General features: G+C 59.9%; 19 protein-coding genes. 4 read left to right on the forward strand and 15 right to left on the reverse strand.

The genetic code is table 11. The features are described 5' to 3' along the window. Window positions 1-16 precede the first annotated feature (16 nt). Both BSK43_RS06260 and BSK43_RS06265 read left to right on the forward strand, forming a co-directional pair. Window positions 17-1,504, forward strand: coding sequence for a pyridoxal-dependent decarboxylase (locus BSK43_RS06260; protein WP_077468698.1), 1,488 nt, complete (start codon window positions 17-19; stop codon window positions 1,502-1,504). Next, window positions 1,498-2,760 carry a glutathione synthase gene (locus BSK43_RS06265; RefSeq protein WP_077468697.1) on the forward strand — a complete coding sequence of 421 codons (1,263 nt, stop codon included), beginning with the start codon at window positions 1,498-1,500 and terminating at the stop codon, window positions 2,758-2,760. Before BSK43_RS06260 ends, BSK43_RS06265 begins: the two co-directional genes overlap by 7 nt. A gap of 109 nt (window positions 2,761-2,869) precedes the next feature. Here BSK43_RS06265 and BSK43_RS06270 read toward each other — a convergent pair whose 3' ends face one another. Both BSK43_RS06270 and BSK43_RS06275 read right to left on the reverse strand, forming a co-directional pair. After that, window positions 2,870-3,778 carry a flagellin gene (locus tag BSK43_RS06270; RefSeq protein ID WP_136686777.1) on the reverse strand — a complete coding sequence of 303 codons (909 nt, stop codon included), beginning with the start codon at window positions 3,776-3,778 and terminating at the stop codon, window positions 2,870-2,872. Window positions 3,779-4,033: 255 nt separating this feature from the next. Beyond that, complete coding sequence (locus BSK43_RS06275) at window positions 4,034-4,942, reverse strand: flagellin (protein WP_136686779.1); 909 nt, start codon at window positions 4,940-4,942, stop codon at window positions 4,034-4,036. Window positions 4,943-5,274: 332 nt separating this feature from the next. Here BSK43_RS06275 and BSK43_RS06280 point away from each other — a divergent pair, with 332 nt between their 5' ends. Beyond that, the gene (locus tag BSK43_RS06280) at window positions 5,275-7,218 is read left to right on the forward strand and encodes a glycosyl transferase (RefSeq protein ID WP_136686781.1); all 1,944 of its coding nucleotides are present in this window, start codon (window positions 5,275-5,277) and stop codon (window positions 7,216-7,218) included. A gap of 66 nt (window positions 7,219-7,284) precedes the next feature. Here BSK43_RS06280 and fliP read toward each other — a convergent pair whose 3' ends face one another. The 13 genes from fliP to flgF all read right to left on the reverse strand — a co-directional run bounded on the left by fliP (window position 7,285) and on the right by flgF (window position 16,413). After that, window positions 7,285-8,043 carry a flagellar type III secretion system pore protein FliP gene (gene fliP, locus BSK43_RS06285; RefSeq protein ID WP_077468693.1) on the reverse strand — a complete coding sequence of 253 codons (759 nt, stop codon included), beginning with the start codon at window positions 8,041-8,043 and terminating at the stop codon, window positions 7,285-7,287. Then, on the reverse strand, window positions 8,040-8,534 hold the full coding sequence (locus BSK43_RS06290) for a flagellar basal body-associated FliL family protein (RefSeq protein ID WP_077468692.1): 495 nt from the start codon (window positions 8,532-8,534) through the stop codon (window positions 8,040-8,042). Before BSK43_RS06290 ends, fliP begins: the two co-directional genes overlap by 4 nt. A gap of 41 nt (window positions 8,535-8,575) precedes the next feature. Then, window positions 8,576-9,289 carry a flagellar basal body L-ring protein FlgH gene (flgH, locus tag BSK43_RS06295; protein ID WP_077468691.1) on the reverse strand — a complete coding sequence of 238 codons (714 nt, stop codon included), beginning with the start codon at window positions 9,287-9,289 and terminating at the stop codon, window positions 8,576-8,578. Beyond that, window positions 9,286-9,765, reverse strand: coding sequence for a MotE family protein (locus tag BSK43_RS06300; RefSeq protein ID WP_246662516.1), 480 nt, complete (start codon window positions 9,763-9,765; stop codon window positions 9,286-9,288). Before BSK43_RS06300 ends, flgH begins: the two co-directional genes overlap by 4 nt. 68 nt (window positions 9,766-9,833) lie before the next feature. After that, window positions 9,834-10,952: a flagellar basal body P-ring protein FlgI gene (locus tag BSK43_RS06305; RefSeq protein ID WP_077468689.1), complete on the reverse strand. Its 1,119-nt coding sequence runs from the start codon at window positions 10,950-10,952 to the stop codon at window positions 9,834-9,836. Continuing rightward, complete coding sequence (gene flgA, locus BSK43_RS06310; RefSeq protein WP_077468688.1) at window positions 10,949-11,449, reverse strand: flagellar basal body P-ring formation chaperone FlgA; 501 nt, start codon at window positions 11,447-11,449, stop codon at window positions 10,949-10,951. Before flgA ends, BSK43_RS06305 begins: the two co-directional genes overlap by 4 nt. A gap of 19 nt (window positions 11,450-11,468) precedes the next feature. Further along, window positions 11,469-12,257, reverse strand: coding sequence for a flagellar basal-body rod protein FlgG (gene flgG, locus BSK43_RS06315; protein ID WP_077468687.1), 789 nt, complete (start codon window positions 12,255-12,257; stop codon window positions 11,469-11,471). A 96-nt stretch (window positions 12,258-12,353) separates the two neighbouring features. Continuing rightward, window positions 12,354-12,704, reverse strand: coding sequence for a flagellar hook-basal body complex protein FliE (locus BSK43_RS06320; protein WP_068397190.1), 351 nt, complete (start codon window positions 12,702-12,704; stop codon window positions 12,354-12,356). Next, a complete protein-coding gene (gene flgC, locus BSK43_RS06325; RefSeq protein WP_068397193.1) occupies window positions 12,704-13,120 on the reverse strand; it encodes a flagellar basal body rod protein FlgC in 417 nt (138 codons plus the stop codon). Before flgC ends, BSK43_RS06320 begins: the two co-directional genes overlap by 1 nt. A gap of 16 nt (window positions 13,121-13,136) precedes the next feature. Next, window positions 13,137-13,529 (reverse strand): flagellar basal body rod protein FlgB, encoded by a 393-nt coding sequence (gene flgB, locus BSK43_RS06330; RefSeq protein WP_068397196.1) that lies wholly within the window; start codon window positions 13,527-13,529, stop codon window positions 13,137-13,139. A gap of 118 nt (window positions 13,530-13,647) precedes the next feature. Continuing rightward, a complete protein-coding gene (locus tag BSK43_RS06335; protein ID WP_077468686.1) occupies window positions 13,648-14,193 on the reverse strand; it encodes a flagellar protein in 546 nt (181 codons plus the stop codon). An 84-nt stretch (window positions 14,194-14,277) separates the two neighbouring features. Then, window positions 14,278-15,666 (reverse strand): flagellar protein export ATPase FliI, encoded by a 1,389-nt coding sequence (gene fliI, locus BSK43_RS06340; RefSeq protein ID WP_077468685.1) that lies wholly within the window; start codon window positions 15,664-15,666, stop codon window positions 14,278-14,280. A gap of 12 nt (window positions 15,667-15,678) precedes the next feature. Further along, a complete protein-coding gene (flgF, locus tag BSK43_RS06345) occupies window positions 15,679-16,413 on the reverse strand; it encodes a flagellar basal-body rod protein FlgF (RefSeq protein WP_068397204.1) in 735 nt (244 codons plus the stop codon). Window positions 16,414-16,635: 222 nt separating this feature from the next. Here flgF and motA point away from each other — a divergent pair, with 222 nt between their 5' ends. Continuing rightward, a complete protein-coding gene (motA, locus tag BSK43_RS06350; RefSeq protein ID WP_077468684.1) occupies window positions 16,636-17,508 on the forward strand; it encodes a flagellar motor stator protein MotA in 873 nt (290 codons plus the stop codon). The last annotated feature ends 4 nt before the right edge of the window (window positions 17,509-17,512 follow it).

Consider the following 17,512-nt stretch of genomic DNA (forward strand, 5'->3'; position numbering starts at 1 on the left):
CATATAAGAGGTTATGATGTTCAGCTTGCAGGACGCCGGTCGAGCGGCGGTCGATCGCCATCAACGAACAAGCCTCGACCCCGACGACTGGCAGAAGATGCGTGAGCAGGGTCATCAGATGCTCGACGACATGTTCGACCATCTGCAAACGCTCGGCACGAAGCCGGTTTGGCAACAACCTCCTTCCTCCGCGCGCGCCTCTTTCGATGCGCCATTGCCGGTCGAGCCCAGCGACTTGGCCAACGTTCATGCCATCTTCCGCGATGACATCCTGCCCTATGGCAGCGGCAACATTCATCCGGGTTTCATGGGCTGGGTCCAGGGCGGCGGTACGGTTGCCGGCATGTTGGCCGAAATGCTGGCCGGCGGCCTGAACGCCAATCTCGGTGGGCGGGATCACATGCCCATCGAGGTCGAACGCCAGATCATCCGCTGGACGCGTCAGATATTTTCGTTTCCAGATACGGCTGGCGGCATATTCCTGACCGGCGCGTCCCAAGCCAACTTCGTGGCGGTGCAGATAGCGAGATGCCGCAAACTCGGCGTTGGCGTTCGAGAAACCGGCTCACGCGAGGACACCCGACTGGTCGCTTACGCCTCGAGCGAAGTGCATGGCTGCGTTCCCCGGGCCTTCGAAATGTCCGGCATCGGCAGCAACCAACTGCGGCGCATCCCGGTCGATAGTGCTGGGCAGATCGATGTCGAGGCGCTGGAGCAGGCCATTCTGCACGACAGGCAGGAGGGCCACACGCCCTTCCTGATTGTTGGAAGCGCCGGGACGGTGAACACGGGCGCGGTCGACGATCTCCTTGCCCTGCGTCGGGTCGCAGACACTTACGATCTTCATTTTCATGTCGATGGTGCGCTGGGCGCGCTCGGCGTTCTGAGCCAGGATCTCGCGCCTCTGTTTGCGGGTATCGAGACCTGCGATTCGCTGGCCTTCGACTTTCACAAATGGGGCCAGGTGCCCTACGATGCCGGCTTCCTGCTCGTTCGCGACAGTGCATGGCAACGGCAGACCTTTGCCTCGGACGCCGCCTATCTCAGCCGCGCCAGCACCGGTCTTGCCGGAGGAGACTGGTGGCCTTGCGACTACGGGCCGGATCTTTCACGCGGCTTCCGGGCCTTGAAGACGTGGTTCACCCTGAAAACCTATGGCATCAAGGCATTGGGAGATGCCATGAGCGCCAATTGCCGGCTGGCCCGCGGCCTCGCGCAAAGGATCGAGCGGGAACCTGCCTTGAGGCTGCTTGCGCCGGTCAAACTCAACATCGTCTGCTTTGCCTATGCCGGTATCGACGGCAAGGCAGCGCCGGCCATCAATTCTCGCATAGTCGAACATCTTCACGCTGAAGGCCGTGTTGCTCCGTCCGTGACCATTCTCAACGGACAGCCGGCGATACGTGCCGCGATCGTCAATCATCGCACGCAACAGGCAGATATGGACGCCCTCGTGCATGGCGTTTTGACACTTGGCTCACGACAGGAACTTACCCAATGCTGATGACCAAAGCCCATCCTGCTCTCCCGGCTTCTTCGGAAATACCGGATCGTGCCCGAATCCTTGGCATGCAGAGCATTGTCTCCCTCATCTATGCCGGCCATGACGTCACCCCGCTTTGGAACGACCTCATGCAGCGGGCAACGGCAGACCAGACCGACGCGGCCACGCTTCTCGACATGGCGACGATCTTGCACACGCTTGGCCGCGCCGACGAAGCTCGGCAGCTGCTGACATCTGCCGTCGCGCTCCGCCGCGACTTCTGCGTGATTCATGGCGATGGGAGCGGGCCACGTCTCCTCGCCTTCGTCACTGTGGGCGACTTCATGGCTAATACGCCGCTGGACTTCCTGCTGGCGGGCAGCAATTGCGTGCTGTGGCTGCACTATGTCGGTCTTGAAACGACCGCGCTCGCCGATCTGCCGGAATATGACGTGGCCTTCATGGCGATCGGAGAATCAACCGAGAACGCTCCCCTTCTCGCCCACATGCAAAAGCTGCTTGCGGGCTTCGATGGTCCGGTCATGAACCGGAATCCTGAACTGATCAGCAGACTGACGCGAGACGGCGTCAGTGGAATGCTCGCCGGCGAGCCATCCATCCTGTCGCCGCGCACCTACCGGGTGTCGCGCGCGGATCTCGTCGCGGTGAGCGCCGGTACCAAACGCCTGGAAGATTGCATTTCGGGCCTCGCCTTTCCTCTTGTCGTCAGACCGATCAGCACGCATGCCGGCAATGGGATGGAGCGCATCACGGATCTTTCGGGGCTGTCGGATTGGCTGGGAATCCAACCAGCTGAGGAACTATACGTCGCGCCCTTCATCGATTTCCGGGGTGCCGATGGCTTCTACAACAAGCAGCGTGTCGTCTTCATCAACGGCAAGGCGTTCGCAAGCCATATGGCGCTCTCCGATCATTGGATCGTGCATTATCTGAGCGCCGGCATGGGACAGAGCCCGGAAAAGCGCGCGGTCGAGCAGGCCTGGATGGAGAATTTTGACACCGATTTCGTGGTTCGGCACGAGGATAGCTTTGCAGCGCTCTACCGCCACATCGGGCTCGACTATTTCGGCATAGATTGCGCCGAACTACCCGATGGCCGGCTTCTGGTGTTCGAACTCGATGTGGCGATGGTCGTCCACAACATGGATGATCCCGTCGTCTATCCCTACAAGCAGATCGCCATGCGCAAGCTGTTCGACGGCTTCATTGACGCTGTTCGCCGGAAGCCTGGCGCCATATCGCCGACAGCCCCCTGAAGGCCGGAGCGGCGCGGCCACCTCAAATGAAAACCGCGCCTTCGTGAGAAGGCGCGGTTAAGTCCCTGTCCTGAATGCTCTGCCGACGCCTGGGCGCCAGCGCTTCCTGTTAACGGAAGAGCGTCAGGATCTGCTGGTTCGAAGAGTTGGCGATCGAGAGCGACTGGACTGCCAGCTGCTGCTGCGTCTGCAGAGCAGACAGCTTGCTCGATTCCTGTTCCATGTCAGCGTCTACAAGCTTGCCAACGCCCGACTGGATCGAGTCGGAGAGCGAGGAAGCAAAGCTCGTCTGCAGGTCGATACGGCTGGAGATCGAGCCGAGCTTCGAACCCATGCTGGTCATGGCGTTCAGAGCGGTCTGAACCATGTTGAGTGCGCTGGAGATCTGGCCGCTGGTCATCTTGCTGATGTCAAGGCTGAAGACCGAGTAGCTGCCGGTCTTGGTGCCGAGAATACCAGAGCTCGTCTGGATCGTGCCGGCTGCCGAAGCACCGAACAGAACGTTGCCGGTTGCGCCGGAGTCGAACTTGTAGGAGGTGGTGCTGACCGAAACGGTGCCGTTGGTGCCGCGGATGAACGAGGAAACAACCGAAGCGGAGTCGCCGCCCTTGGCCATGACCCAGTTTTCGCCGTTGAACGAAGCCGACTGGGCAACGCTCTGCAGCTGCTGCTGCAGCTGGCTGATTTCTTCCTGAACGGACTTCTTGTCGACCGAAGGCTCCATGGCGGTCGCAAGCTTGTTCTTGATCTGGCCGACAATGTCGATGGCGCTGGTGACGGCCGTCGTTGCGGTGTCAACCTTGGCGGCGCCGAGGCCGAGAGCGTCAGATACTGCGCCGATGGCGCCGTTGTCGGACTTCATGCTCGTGGCGATCGACCAGTAAGCAGCGTTGTCGGAAGCCTTGGAGATGCGCAGGCCGGAAGAAACGGCAGCCTGGGTGTCCTGCAGGTTGCTGCCGATGGTGCGCAGCGTCTGGAGAGCAGCCATTGCGGCGTTGTTGGTAAGAATGCTCGTCATAATATTTGCCCCTTTGGCATTGGTTAAATAAGGGACATTCCGGACCTAAAACCGGTAACGGCATTCAGCATCATGCCTGTTAACCCAATTCGTTAAGGTTAACTCGCCGTTTCGATGGTCCTAAGAAACAGCAATATAGTTAAGAAAACCTGAACCACTCCTACCCAGAAAACATAAAAAAAAACCGCGCCTTAGATAGGCGCGGTTAACTTCTTGTTTAGGAATTCGATCAGCGCTATGCGCCGGCCTATCCGCTTAACGGAAGAGCGACAGGATCTGCTGGTTCGAAGAGTTGGCGATCGAGAGCGACTGGATAGCCAGCTGCTGCTGCGTCTGCAGAGCAGACAGCTTGCTCGATTCCTGTTCCATGTCAGCGTCTACAAGCTTGCCAACGCCCGACTGGATCGAGTCGGAGAGCGAGGAAGCAAAGCTCGTCTGCAGGTCGATACGGCTGGAGATCGAGCCGAGCTTCGAACCCATGCTGGTCATGGCGTTCAGAGCGGTCTGAACCATGTTGAGTGCGCTGGAGATCTGGCCGCTGGTCATCTTGCTGATGTCAAGGCTGAAGACCGAGTAGCTGCCGGTCTTGGTGCCGAGAATACCAGAGCTCGTCTGGATCGTGCCGGCTGCCGAAGCACCGAACAGAACGTTGCCGGTTGCGCCGGAGTCGAACTTGTAGGAGGTGGTGCTGACCGAAACGGTGCCGTTGGTGCCGCGGATGAACGAGGAAACAACCGAAGCGGAGTCGCCGCCCTTGGCCATGACCCAGTTTTCGCCGTTGAACGAAGCCGACTGGGCAACGCTCTGCAGCTGCTGCTGCAGCTGGCTGATTTCTTCCTGAACGGACTTCTTGTCGACCGAAGGCTCCATGGCGGTCGCAAGCTTGTTCTTGATCTGGCCGACAATGTCGATGGCGCTGGTGACGGCCGTCGTTGCGGTGTCAACCTTGGCGGCGCCGAGGCCGAGAGCGTCAGATACTGCGCCGATGGCGCCGTTGTCGGACTTCATGCTCGTGGCGATCGACCAGTAAGCAGCGTTGTCGGAAGCCTTGGAGATGCGCAGGCCGGAAGAAACGGCAGCCTGGGTGTCCTGCAGGTTGCTGCTGATGCCACGCAGCGTCTGGAGAGCAGCCATTGCGGAATTGTTAGTGAGAATGCTGGTCATAGGAGTGTCCCCTGGAAACTGGATACAAAAGGAGGACATACCGGACTGTAAATACCGGCGATGACGGAGCAGCTTCATGCCCCTCGATCCGTTTTCCTAGAGGACCAAACCCGTCATGTCGCAGTGAAAGTCGCATCCATTGCTTGCGAATTCCTTAAACGCGGGCGGCCGGAAAAAGCTTGTCCGGAACGTGGCTAAGAATGCGTAAAGGCCTTTTCGGCCGTTGCTTCGGTTTCAGGCAAGCTACGTGCGCGATGATTAGGCGAATCCATGATGCCGGCACTCGGCCTTCGACGAGAGCCAGTTCAACATTCCGTCCGGAGTTCTCGCTCGTGAATACCAAAAACGCCTTTGTGACTGCGTCCGGCTTCTATCAGAAGGGACAATATACGCGCGCGCTCGAAACGCTGAACGAGCTGTTGAACGTCGACACGTCTCCCAAGACCTATGCGCTTCTCGCAAAAACCCTGCTGAAACTCGGCTTCAAGTCCGATGCAGCCAGCGCCTATGAACTAGCCGGCAGACAGCCGCCCCGTCGCGACGACTATCTTCGCGAGGCGCTGCTGCTCCATGGCGAATGCGGCAATGACGATCAGGCGCTTGCGGTGGGAAGCCTGATCCTGCCCCTGGCGTTCAAGGACGCGGAACTTGCCTTCATTCTCACCCGCATCTTCCTCAGCCGTCAGCAAAGAGAACTCCTCTCCGGCTTCAAGACCGTGCTGGTCGAAGGGCCTGAACTCAGGCATCGGCTGCTGGCGGCCAAGCTCCTCACGGATGATCTCTATGACGAGGGCAACCGGCACATCGTCGCGACGCTGTTCAAGAACCATCCGGACAACATCATCTTCCGCACGCTCTATCTGATCTTCGCCCGGGAACTGTCCGATCTCGCCGCTGTTGAAAAGCACATGGCCCCGATCACGGCAGCGATGGCCCAGGGCAATCTCGACTATGTGATCCCGGACAACCCCTTCTTCCATCTGCACTGGTGCGGCGACGAAGCAATCAACAAGTACGCGATCCATGACACCTCGGCGCTGCCTGTCGGCCACGCCGAGGCCCGCCGCAGGATTCCACACACTTGGGGCAGCAAGATCCGCATCGGCTATCTCTCGTCCGATTTCTGGCCGGAGCATGCAACGATGAAGCTGTTGCAGCGGACATTGGAACTGCATGACCGGGATCGATTTGAGATCTTTCTCTTCGACCATACCGATCTCGTCTCCCAGAACGAGCAGCCATTCGACCATCAGAAATGGGGAACGATGGTCGATGTCCGCAGCCTGTCCGATCAGGCTGCGGCAGAGGCGATCCGCGCCCGGGGCATCGACATCCTCGTCGATCTCAAGGGGCACACGAAGGAAAGCCGCGCTCGCATCCTCAACCATATGGCCGCTCCGATCCAGGTTGCCTGGCTCGGCTTTCCCGGCACGACCGTCAATATCGACCTCGACTACATCATCGGCGATCACTACGTGCTGCCGGAGCATTCGAAGCCGCATTTTCACGAGAAATTCTGCCGTCTGCCGGAATGCTATCAGCCGAACGATCCTCTACATCGTCCGAAGCCGCGGCCAGTCACGCGCGCGCAGCATGGGCTGCCCGAGGACGCCTTTGTCTTTGCCTCGTTCAACGGCAATCGCAAAGTCACTCCGCAGATGATCGACGTGTGGTGCAATATTCTCAAGCGCAGCAAGAACAGCGTGCTCTGGCTGCTGTGCAATCATCCCCGGTCCGAGGCCAGTCTCTGGTCACGCATGGAAGCGCGCGGCATCAACCGCAAGCGCGTCATCTTCACCACGCGTATTCGCTACGAAGACCACATCGATCGTCAGCAGCTTGCCGATCTCGGCCTCGACACCTTCCCGGTCAACGGCCATACCACCACTTCGGAACAGCTGTGGGGCGGCCTGCCGGTCCTTACCATGAAGGGCACCAATTTCGCCTCCCGCGTCAGCGAAAGCCTGCTGAACGCGATCGGCGTACCTGAGCTGATTGCCGAAGACGTCCAGGCCTATGAGGACATGGCCGTGGAGCTCTCCAACGAACCGGCGCGCGTCGCCCAGTTCAAGGAGGCGCTTTTCGCCAATCGTTACATCAAGCCGCTCTTCGATGCCGAGCGCATTACCCAGCATCTGGAGACGGCCTTCGAGATGATGGTGGAACGTGCCAAACAGGGCCTCGCGCCCGATCACATGGATGTCCCGGCACTGCCCACCCGCACGGAACCTTTCCTGACGGAAGACGGACGCTCGGCGGCTATCGCTGCCGAATAAGGCTGGAGATCGCCGGGATGAAAATTCCGGCGATCGGCCTTCCGGTACCGATCAGGCAATTATTGGTCAGTGGAAAGAGCGCACGAGGCTGCCGACCAGAAGGTTCCAGCCGTCGATCAGCACGAAGAAGAGAATCTTGAACGGCAGTGAGATTGATGTCGGCGGCAGCATCATCATGCCCATGGCCATGACGATGGTCGATACGATCAGGTCGATGACGAGAAACGGCAACACGACAAGGAAGCCGATCTCGAAGCCGCGGCGAATCTCCGAGATCATGAAAGCGGGGATCAGCACACGGTAGTCGATCTTGTTGTCGACCACGGTCGTCTGACCGCGCTCTTTCGCCAGATCGACGAACAGCTTCAGATCCTTGTCGCGGGTATTGTTGGACATGAAGGTCCGGAAGGGTTCGGCGATGCGCTGCACGGCGTCGGCTTCCGAAATCTGATTGGCGAGCAGCGGCTGCACGCCGTCTTTCCAGGCCTGATCGAAAGTGGGCGACATGACGTAGAAGGTCATGAACAGTGCCAGGCTCAGCAGGATCATGTTCGACGGCGTCGTCGCGAGCCCCATGCCGGTGCGCAGGATCGAGAAGGCTATGATGAAGCGCGGAAAGCTCGTCACCATGATCAGAATGCCCGGAGCGATCGACAGGATCGTCAAGAGTCCGAAGGTGCGGATGATCCAGGCGGCAACGGAACCGTTCACCGGGGCGTTCAGAAGATCGGTGGGAAGTTGCGACGGCAATTGCTGCGCCATCGCCAGTTCAGGCGACAAAACAGCAATAGCTAATATAGACAAAATAAGTATTGGTCGAATCATTCGATCACGAAAGTTCTGAACATAACTTTCGATACTCGTCCTTCCGAGCGCAGGTCAACACGCTCTTGAATGTCATCCCGAAGATATTGCAGGCCCCGCGCGCCTTCGATCTGCTGCAGGGACACCGTTCGCACATAGCTCAGTATATCCTGATGGATTGCCTGGGCGAGCTGGGCGTCCGGCGGCCCCTTGAAAACCAGTGCAAGCTCCAGCCTTATCCAGCTCTGCGAGGGATAGGCGAGATTGGTGGTGATCGGGTCAAGTGCAATGATGCCGTTTGCCTGCGCGGCTGCAGCGGCCTGCTTGCTGTCGCCGGCGGCTGCCGCCGTTGCCTGTATAGCGGCAGTGGCCGCCTTGATCCTGGGCGCAACCACGGTGCCGAGCAACCAGCCGCCACCGCCGCCGAGCACGGTCAGCACCAATAGTCCGACGATCGTCAGGATCAGCGGCGATCCCTTGCCTTTTGCCGGTTCGTCTGCGGCTGCTGCCATGTCCCTATCCGTTCGTTGTCAAACTGGCCGATGCCATCAGATCAGAGCGGCGACAGCAGGTCGACGGCCTGCTGTCCCCTCGGCGGCTGCTGTATTTCCGTCAGACGGCCACGCCCACCGTAGGAGATGCGGGCTTCGGCGATCTTGTCGTAGGAAATGGTGTTGTCGGAGGTGACGTCCTGCGGCCTGACGATGCCGGCGACGTTGAGAATGCGGATTTCCTGGTTCATGCGGACCTCCTGCGAGCCGCTGATCATCAGGTTGCCGTTTTCGAGAATGCCGGTAACGACCGCGGCAACCAGCAGGTTGATCTGCTCGGAGCGCTGCATCTTGCCCTTGGCATCGGTGCTGGTGTCAGAGCCCGAGGTGGCAGTCGCGTTGGTCGCGGGCTGCCAGCCGAAAATCTTCGCAGCAATATTCCAGTTCATATCGCTCTTGTTCGTGCGATTGCGATTGGTCTCGTTGTCCCAGTTCGCCTTGTCGTTGATCTGGATCGTCACCGTCAGGATGTCGCCGACATTAAGGGCGCGCGAATCCTTGAACAGGGCTGCCTGCGAATCGTTCCAGAGCGAATATCCCTGCGCGACCTGGTGCGGCCGCTTCGGATATTGCGACATCTGTGGCGTCTGAGCATATTGCAGGCCACTGCCGATCGGACTCATGGCAGGCGCCCTGCCGATTTCCTTGAGGGCCTGCGACTGGCAGCCGGCAAGTAAGACGACAATTGCGCAGGTGGCCGTAAGACGCATGTTCATGAGGGGTCCTTCGACTTCGATGTATTCGGATCAGATGCGCTGGCCATAATGTTGGTAATGGCTGCCGCCTTTTTCGCATCCATCTCCGCGAGAATGAGGCTCGACTGGCGAGCCGAGAGCTTCATGATGATCGCCGCAGCCACGGTGATCCTGACATCATTGAGGCTTGCCGCCGCGGCGTCCGGCTTCATGTTCTTGTAGATATCGACCAGGCCGAGATCCGCTGTCTTGAGGAAGTCATCGCGCCGCTTCAGCCAGTCCTCGTATTCGGCCTTGCGCTTGTCCATCGTGGCGATGCGCTGATCGACATCCGCCTGGAGCTTTTCAAGTTCCTGCTTCTGCAGCAGATAGCGCTGGTCGCGGGCCGGATCGGCGATATTGGTGCAGAACTGCCGGATCTCATCCTGGCTGGAGGCCGGATCGACGACGGGCTTCGGCGCTTGCTGCGCGGCTGCAACGCCAAGCGACAGCAGCATTGCTGCCGCTGTCGAACCTGCCGAAAGGCCGCAAGAGACTAGTATTCTTCTGGCGATGACGATCGATATCATTGCAATACGAGCTCCGCTTGCAGGGCGCCGGCCGATTTGATGCCTTGGAGAATGGCGATAATGCCGTCCGGCTTGACGCCGATATTGTTGAGACCCGCGACCAATGTCTTCAGATCAGGCCCTTCCAGCACCGCAACCCGGCCACCGCTTTTGGTGGCGGTAATGTCGGTCTGGTCCTGTATGGCCGTCTGGCCATTCGAGAAGGGCTCGGGCTGGATCACCTGCGGGTTCTCGCTCACCTGCACCGTCAGCGTTCCATAGCTGACCGCAACCGGGGAAACGCGAACGTCGGCGCCAATGACGATGGTTCCGGTGCGCTCGTTGATGACGACCTTGGCCGGCGTATCAGTCTGGACATTGAGATTTTCAATGTCGGCCATCAGTCGGGTCAGGTCGGCCATTTTCGGCTTGTTGAGCGTGACTTCCTGCGAATCCTTCGCCTCGGCAATCGGCCCGCCGAAACGCGAGCTTGCCCAGGCATTGACGGTGTCGGCAATGCGGATCGAGGTGGAGAAGTCCGGATTGCGCAGCTGCAGGACCAGATTGACCGAATCCTTGAAGCGTGAGGGCAACTCACGTTCGATGATCGCGCCGCCGGGCACGCGGCCGGCGGTGGTAACGCCTTCGGTGACGGTTGCCGCAGTGCCCTGGGCCTGGAAGCCCGAAACGATGACCGAACCCTGGGCCACGGCGTAGATCTGCCCGTCGGCGCCGCTGAGCGACGTCATGATGAGCGTGCCGCCGCGAAGCGACGTGGCATCGCCCAGCGAGCTGACCGTCACGTCGATACGGCTACCGGGGCTGGCGAAGGGCGGCAGGTTCGCCGTCACCATGACGGCGGCGGTGTTCTTGGCGGCGGATTGGCCGCCCTGCGTCGAGATGCCGAGGTTTTGCAGCATCGCGCGCATGGATTGTTCGGTGAACGGCGAGGAACGCAGGCCGTCGCCCGTCCCCTGGAGACCGACGATCAGGCCGTAGCCGATGAGCTGGTTGTCGCGGCCGGATTGCAGCGACGCGATGTCCTTGATGCGCGATTGCATCGCTGCAGCCGGATCGGCAATGATCAGGCTGGGCAATGCGAAGAGAACTGCGAGAAATTGACGAAGCCGTTTCATTTTGCGACCACGCGGATCGTACCGTTTTCGAGAACCGTGCCGTTGACGATGATGCCCGAGTCCATGTTGCGGGCCCGCACGCTATCGCCGACAGCGCCATCATCCAGTGGCGTCCCCGCCGCCGTGATCGTCATGCTGCCCATGCTCATGACCAGGCGGACATTGGAACCACGCGTCACGGCATAGGGCTGGCGCAGCGAGGAGATGGAGATGGTTCGGCCGGGCAGAAGCGTCCGCTTGGATACGAGGCCGGTGACCTGCCGGATCCGCTTGGCATAATCGCCCGTCAGATTGGGGTTGGTGACTTCAACCTCTTCGAGCTGACCGCCGCTGATGATGTCGCCGGGGTAGATCGTCTCCGTCGGGACCACGGCGGTCCCCATGCTGCCCTCATCGGCTCTTGCTGCACCTGCGGGCGCGGCCGATGCGAACACGACGGAAAGGCTCGCCGCGGCGAACCAGGCCATTGCTAAGCTTTTCATCCGGCGAAACCTCATGTTCGGCCCGTCCTTTTCGCTACTTCAGGTTCTTGCTGACGATCTGCGCCATGTCATCGGCAGTGGTGATGACCTTCGAATTCATTTCATAAGCGCGCTGCGCCGTGATCAGATCGGTAATTTCCTTGACCGGATCGACGTTCGACGATTCCAGGTAGTACTGCTTCATGTAGGCGAAGCCGTTCTGGTTCGGATCGGAGATGACCGGATCGCCGGAAGCCGGCGTCTGCGTGAAGAGGTTGCTGCCCATCGGCTGCAGGCCGGCTTCGTTGACGAAGTTGGCGATCTGCACCTGGCCGAGCACGGTCGGCGTGGTCGCCGTGCCGATGATCGCCGAAACCTGGCCGGACTGGTTGATGGCGAGGCTGGTGGCATTGTTCGGGATCGTGATACCCGGCTGCAGCACATTGCCATCCGGCGTCACGATCTGGCCGGTATCGCTCTTGTTGAAAGAGCCGGCGCGGGTGTAGGCGGTCGTGCCGTCGGGCATCTGGATCTGGAACCATCCACGGCCGACAAGCGCAACGTCGAGCTCGTTCTGGGTCTGCGACAACTCGCCCTGGATCTGGATGTTGCGCACGGCCACGGTCTGCACGCCGAGGCCGATGTTGGCGCCTTCCGGCACCACCGCCTGGTTCGGCCGGTTGGAGATGCCCTTGGCGCGCTCGGTCTGGTAGAGAAGGTCGGAGAATTCTGCGCGCGAACGCTTGTAACCCGTCGTGTTGATGTTCGCGATGTTGTTCGCGATGACTTCAAGATTGGTCTGCTGGGCGTCCATGCCCGTTGCGGCAATTGCGAGCGCTCTCATGCTTTCGTCCTTCGAGCTGGGGCGTGATCTTCGAAACCGAAAGCGGCCCGCGAATTATTCACGCCAAATCAAGTAATTAGAGCGAGAAATCCCGCTCTAGATCTGCATCTTGGTAATATCGAGAAACGCGGAGACGACCTTGTCGCGCAGCGCGACCGCGGTTTGCAGCGTCTGATCGGCCTGCATGACCTTGTCGACGACTTCGCGGGTGCTCATCGTGCCCTTGATGCCGGCGAAGGAGGCATTTTCAGCTTCCTTCAGCGTGTTGATGGAGTCCTTCGCCACGTTCGACATAACGGAAGCAAAGCTCATTCCGGCGTCCGCTCCCATGGCAACGGCCGGAGAGGCGTTGAGCGCGCTGGAAGCAGCGGATGTCAGATCCGTGGTGATGCTGCCGAGGCCGCGGGTTGCCGAGAGGGAGGCTACATTCTTGATGGAATCGATCATTATGAGTTCTTCAGCAGGTCAATGGTGGAAGAGATGAGATCGCGAGCCTGCCTGACCGTCTGCAGGTTGGCCTCGTAGGAACGATTGGCTTCACGCATGTCGGCCATTTCGACGAGGATGTTGACGTTGGGCATCTTGACGTAGCCCTTCGGGTCGGCGGCGGGGTTATCCGGATCATACTCTTCGACGAACTTGCCCGTGTCCTCGCCCAATTTCTTCACACCGACCGTCGTCAGGCCGTTGGCGCGATCCATTTCTGCGCCGAATGTCACGGTCTTGCGCCGATAGGGATCGGCACCAGGGGTGTCACCCGTCGAGCGGGCGTTGGCGATATTTTCGGAGACGATACGCAGACGAGTCGATTGAGCCTCCAGGCCGGAGCCTGCAATTTTCAATGCGGCTGATAAGGGGTCCATGACATCTTCACTTCATCTATTGTTTTACGGTCATCAACATCATGCGATGAAAGGAACTCACGAGTGCGGTGTTCAAGCTGTACTGGCGCTTGATCTCACCGGATTTGGCGAGTTCATCCTCCAGGCCGACGGTGTTACCCGACTCCTGGACACCTATTTCCTGGCTGAGCGGCGCCTCTTCGACATTAATGTTGCCGCTCGAGCTGAATTCGTTGCCCGAGATATGCGCGGGATTGGTTTTCGCCATGCTGATGTTCTGGTTATCCAGAACAGCCTGAAATGGCGTCACGTCCTTGGCACGGTATTTCGGGGTATTGGCATTGGCGATATTGCCGGCAACGACCTCCTGGCGCGCCTGAAGCCACTCGGCTTGCCGCGAGGCCAGGTCAAAGAGCTGAATCGGTTGCATGGGCTTCTCTCCGTTCTTACACTAGGAATCTAGCGGGATAATCTTGCGTGGGACTTGCGAGAAATGCGTTCCTGTAAACTCTTCAAAATGCCTGAAACTCAGGCATCTCCGCGTTTTTTCAGTTGTTGCCGTAGACATCGCCCGCAGACGTGACGATGACCCATTTTCCCGCACGCTGTTCGATCGATGCGAGGCGGCTGTTGTCGGGTAGAACCGAGCCGACGCGCACGACATACATGCCCGTGTCGTCCTCGATCAGCGCGCGGCCATTGACGACGTGCAGGAGGTGGAATGGGAGCTTGCCGGGAAGTGGCTGCTGTTCGGCCGGCGGCCCCTTGTCATCCTCGCGGCCGGTATTGCTGATCGTCGCGGTCGTCAAAGGATCGGGAATGAGATCTCGAGGCTCGCTGGGATTCTTATTGACCATAGCCAGCGGCGATACGCTCACGACTTCGCGGCCGGGCCAATTCGGCAGATCGCGCGTGCGATCGCCTTCAGCCACATGGATGCCGAACTTGTCCGGGTTGAGGAAAACGTACCAGGGAAAGAAGGCCGAGGCGCCGGCAAGCACCAGTCCCGTGCAGACGAGTGCCCTGTCGGTAATGGTCCGCCTCTTTGCCGCCTTCGGCGGATTGACCGATTCGTCTGTGTCGGTTTCTGTCACGTCTGGCCCCTCTTTCGGCACTAAATTCGGAAATTTCGGCTAGCTGCGAACAATGGATAATCGAGTTGATGTCTCATGCGATCCTCACCGTCCCCTGACCGGTACCGCCGCCGCGGAGCCATTCTTCAGGGCCGTCGCAAGGTCGGTGAAGGCGTCTTCGGATGGCAGTTCGCCCGGGGTCTGCTTGAGGATGTCGTAGATGATCGGCACCTGGCGGACGGCGATATCGAGATCCGGGTCGCTGCCCTGGCGATAGCCGCCGATCAGGCGCAGATCGCGTGTTTCCTCGTAGCGATGCACCAGCGCTTTCAGCCGCGATGCCAGCTTCTCCTGATCGGGCGTCCATGCCTTGCGAGCCAGACGCGAGACCGAGGCCAGCGGGTCGATCGGCGGATAACGGCCTTCCTCGGCAAGACTGCGCTGCAAGACGATGTGCCCGTCGAGAATGCCGCGCGTGGAATCGGCGATCGGATCGTTATGGTTGTCGCCATCGACCAGAATGGAGATGATGGCGGTAATCGTGCCGGTACCTTCCGGTCCCGGTCCGGCGCGCTCGAGCAGGCGCGGCAATTCGGTGAAGACAGAGGCCGGATATCCACGGGCGATCGGCGGCTCACCGGAGGCGGTAGCGACCTCGCGGATGGCATGGGCAAAGCGGGTAACGCTGTCGACGATCAGCAGCACATTGTCGCCCTGATCGCGAAAATGTTCGGCAATGGTGATCGCGGAGAGAGGCGCCATCTTGCGCAGCATCGGGCTTTCGTCGCTGGTCGCGACAACGGCGACCGATTTCTGCAGATGGCTGCCGAGCGTATCCTCGATGAATTCGCGCACTTCGCGGCCGCGTTCGCCGACGAGCGCGATGACGACCTTGTCGAAGGCATCGGCTCTGGCCAGCATCGACAGGAGCGTCGACTTGCCGACGCCGGAGCCGGCAAAGATGCCGAGGCGCTGGCCGAGGCAGAGCGGCGAAAAGATGTCTATGGCGCGAACGCCGGTCTTGAAGCCGGTTTCGACGCGCTTGCGCGTCATCGAAGGCGGAGCGGTATTGGAGATCGAGCGCGCATCGAACCCCTTCGTCAGGGGGCCCAGCCCGTCGATCGGCTCGCCAAGCGAATTGATCGTGCGGCCGCACCAGCTGTTATCGGGAGAAATGCGAAACGCCCCCCTGCGGATGATGGTGTCCTGGATACCGATCGGCTCACCCGGCTCGATCGGACAGACATAGGTCAGATCGGGCTCGACACGGACGACCTCGCCGAGATGCACGCCGGTCGAGGAGCGATGCGCCACGAAATCGCCGAGACGGACCTGCCTGGAAAGGCCGGCGACCGTATAATGCCCGGCCGCAATGGTGCGCACATGGCCGCCATGGGCCACGGTATTCTCCGCCGTCGCATATTGCGCCGCAAGCACGGCCATATGTGAAAGCTTCGGCGACAATGCAGCCTCCGGCAACTGATCCTCGATCATGATCCGCCCTCGTTACTGGCTGCCGCCGAGGGTCTTGATCGCGTCGGTGAGGGTGCCCTCGCTGCTGCTGGTGAGCGTGCTGATATTGTCGAAGGCGCGGCTGACCTCGATCAGATTGGTCATTTCCCGCATGCCGTTGACATTGGAGTTTTCGAGGTAGCCCTGAGCGACGCCGATATTCGAGCGATCGATGACCGGCTGCGGCGTATCCGTCGGCAGGATGCTGCTATTTTCGTAACGCAGGAAGCCCTTGCTGACGTCTGAACTGTAAAGGCCGATCTGGCCCATGCGCTTGCCACCTTGCGAGATGGTGCCGTCCGAGGAAACCGTCGGCGCGCCGCCGCGCGGGTCAAGCTGGATCGGTGCGCCGCCGGGATCAAGCACCGGGAAGCCGCGCACCGAGACCAGCGCACCATTGTCTGTCATGGTGAAACGTCCGTCGCGCGTCACCACCAGGCCAGCCGGCGTGTTGAGGCCGAACCAGGCGTCGCCCTTGACGGCGAAATCAAAGAGATTGCCGGTGTTCTGCAATTCGCCATTGTCGGTCGACAGATAGTCGTTGCCCTGCGAGACGAAGGCCACCTTGGCATTGAGCTTGTTTTCGGTATTGCTGAGGACTTGGTCGAACTTGACCTCGGTGCCACGGAAGCCCGTGGTGTTCACGTTGGCCAAATTGTCGGCGATCGTTGTCAGACGCCGCTCGAGCGCCATCTGGGACGATAGCGCCACATAGATACCAGACTGCATTTTCAACGCCCTCCGGACATTGGAGAATAACGGGAAAGGAAACGCCGGAGCGCTCCTACATTTCGTTAGCGGGGCATGGATGCCCTTACCCGCTATCCTGCCGGCATTGGCTTGTGCGAAGCTGACAAGGCAAAAGGTGGCCGAACGACCGCATCGAACAGCCTCACGCAAGGCAGCTCCCCTAGTTCATCTTAGGAAGCAACGTTCAGGTGTGGACCGACGATGAACATTATTATCGGATTTGTAGTGACCTGCGGCTGCATCATAGGCAGCTTCATGGCCATGGGCGGAGACGTAGGCGCTCTGTTCCAGCCCTTCGAATTTGTCATTATCGCAGGCGCCGGTCTCGGCGGCTTCATCATGGCCAATCCGATGAAAATCGTGAAGGACTCAGGCAAGGCACTGCTGGAGGCCTTCCGTCACGCGGTTCCGAAGGAGCGCGAATATCTCGACACGCTCGGCGTGCTCTACGCCCTGATGCGCGATCTGCGCACCAAGTCGCGCAACGAAATCGAAGCCCATATCGATAATCCTGATGAATCGGTCATCTTCAAGGCCGCTCCGACGGTTCTGAAGAACAAGGATCTGACAGCTTTCATCTGTGATTACGTCCGTCTCATCATTATCGGCAACGCCCGCTCGCACGAGATCGAGGCGCTGATGGATGAAGAGCTGAACACCATGCAGCACGACAAGATGAAGCCCTATCATGCCATCACGATCATGGGCGATTCCTTCCCTGCCATCGGTATCGTTGCCGCCGTTCTCGGCGTCATCAAGGCCATGAGCCACATCAACGAATCACCCGAGGTTCTCGGCCACCTGATCGGATCGGCGCTGGTCGGCACCTTCCTCGGCATCATCCTGTCCTATTCCGTCTGTGCGCCGCTGGTGTCGCAGATCAAGATCGTCCGCAGCAAGCAGCATCGTCTCTACGTCATCGTGAAGCAGACGCTGCTGGCCTACATGAACGGCTCCGTGCCGCAGGTGGCGCTCGAATACGGTCGCAAGACCATCTCCTCCTACGAGCGTCCGTCCATTGACGCCGTCGAGCAGGAAATGATGAACCCCGGCGGTGAAAGCAAGGCAGCCTGAAAAC

This window comes from Rhizobium sp. P44RR-XXIV (assembly GCF_001999485.2).
Lineage (GTDB): Bacteria > Pseudomonadota > Alphaproteobacteria > Rhizobiales > Rhizobiaceae > Rhizobium.

What these genes read in the sequence shown, in the direction of transcription:
- motA (WP_077468684.1), top strand. Translation starts at nt 16,636, where the DNA reads ATGAACATTATTATCGGATTTGTAGTGACCTGCGGCTGCATCATAGGC.
- BSK43_RS06305 (WP_077468689.1), bottom strand. Translation starts at nt 10,952, where the DNA reads ATGAAACGGCTTCGTCAATTTCTCGCAGTTCTCTTCGCATTGCCCAGC.
- BSK43_RS06320 (WP_068397190.1), bottom strand. Translation starts at nt 12,704, where the DNA reads ATGATCGATTCCATCAAGAATGTAGCCTCCCTCTCGGCAACCCGCGGC.
- flgC (WP_068397193.1), bottom strand. Translation starts at nt 13,120, where the DNA reads ATGGACCCCTTATCAGCCGCATTGAAAATTGCAGGCTCCGGCCTGGAG.
- BSK43_RS06260 (WP_077468698.1), top strand. Translation starts at nt 17, where the DNA reads ATGTTCAGCTTGCAGGACGCCGGTCGAGCGGCGGTCGATCGCCATCAA.
- flgF (WP_068397204.1), bottom strand. Translation starts at nt 16,413, where the DNA reads ATGCAGTCTGGTATCTATGTGGCGCTATCGTCCCAGATGGCGCTCGAG.
- flgA (WP_077468688.1), bottom strand. Translation starts at nt 11,449, where the DNA reads ATGAGGTTTCGCCGGATGAAAAGCTTAGCAATGGCCTGGTTCGCCGCG.
- BSK43_RS06265 (WP_077468697.1), top strand. Translation starts at nt 1,498, where the DNA reads ATGCTGATGACCAAAGCCCATCCTGCTCTCCCGGCTTCTTCGGAAATA.
- flgG (WP_077468687.1), bottom strand. Translation starts at nt 12,257, where the DNA reads ATGAGAGCGCTCGCAATTGCCGCAACGGGCATGGACGCCCAGCAGACC.
- flgB (WP_068397196.1), bottom strand. Translation starts at nt 13,529, where the DNA reads ATGCAACCGATTCAGCTCTTTGACCTGGCCTCGCGGCAAGCCGAGTGG.
- BSK43_RS06270 (WP_136686777.1), bottom strand. Translation starts at nt 3,778, where the DNA reads ATGACGAGCATTCTTACCAACAACGCCGCAATGGCTGCTCTCCAGACG.
- BSK43_RS06275 (WP_136686779.1), bottom strand. Translation starts at nt 4,942, where the DNA reads ATGACCAGCATTCTCACTAACAATTCCGCAATGGCTGCTCTCCAGACG.
- BSK43_RS06290 (WP_077468692.1), bottom strand. Translation starts at nt 8,534, where the DNA reads ATGGCAGCAGCCGCAGACGAACCGGCAAAAGGCAAGGGATCGCCGCTG.
- flgH (WP_077468691.1), bottom strand. Translation starts at nt 9,289, where the DNA reads ATGAACATGCGTCTTACGGCCACCTGCGCAATTGTCGTCTTACTTGCC.
- fliI (WP_077468685.1), bottom strand. Translation starts at nt 15,666, where the DNA reads ATGATCGAGGATCAGTTGCCGGAGGCTGCATTGTCGCCGAAGCTTTCA.
- fliP (WP_077468693.1), bottom strand. Translation starts at nt 8,043, where the DNA reads ATGATTCGACCAATACTTATTTTGTCTATATTAGCTATTGCTGTTTTG.
- BSK43_RS06300 (WP_246662516.1), bottom strand. Translation starts at nt 9,765, where the DNA reads ATGCTGCTGTCGCTTGGCGTTGCAGCCGCGCAGCAAGCGCCGAAGCCC.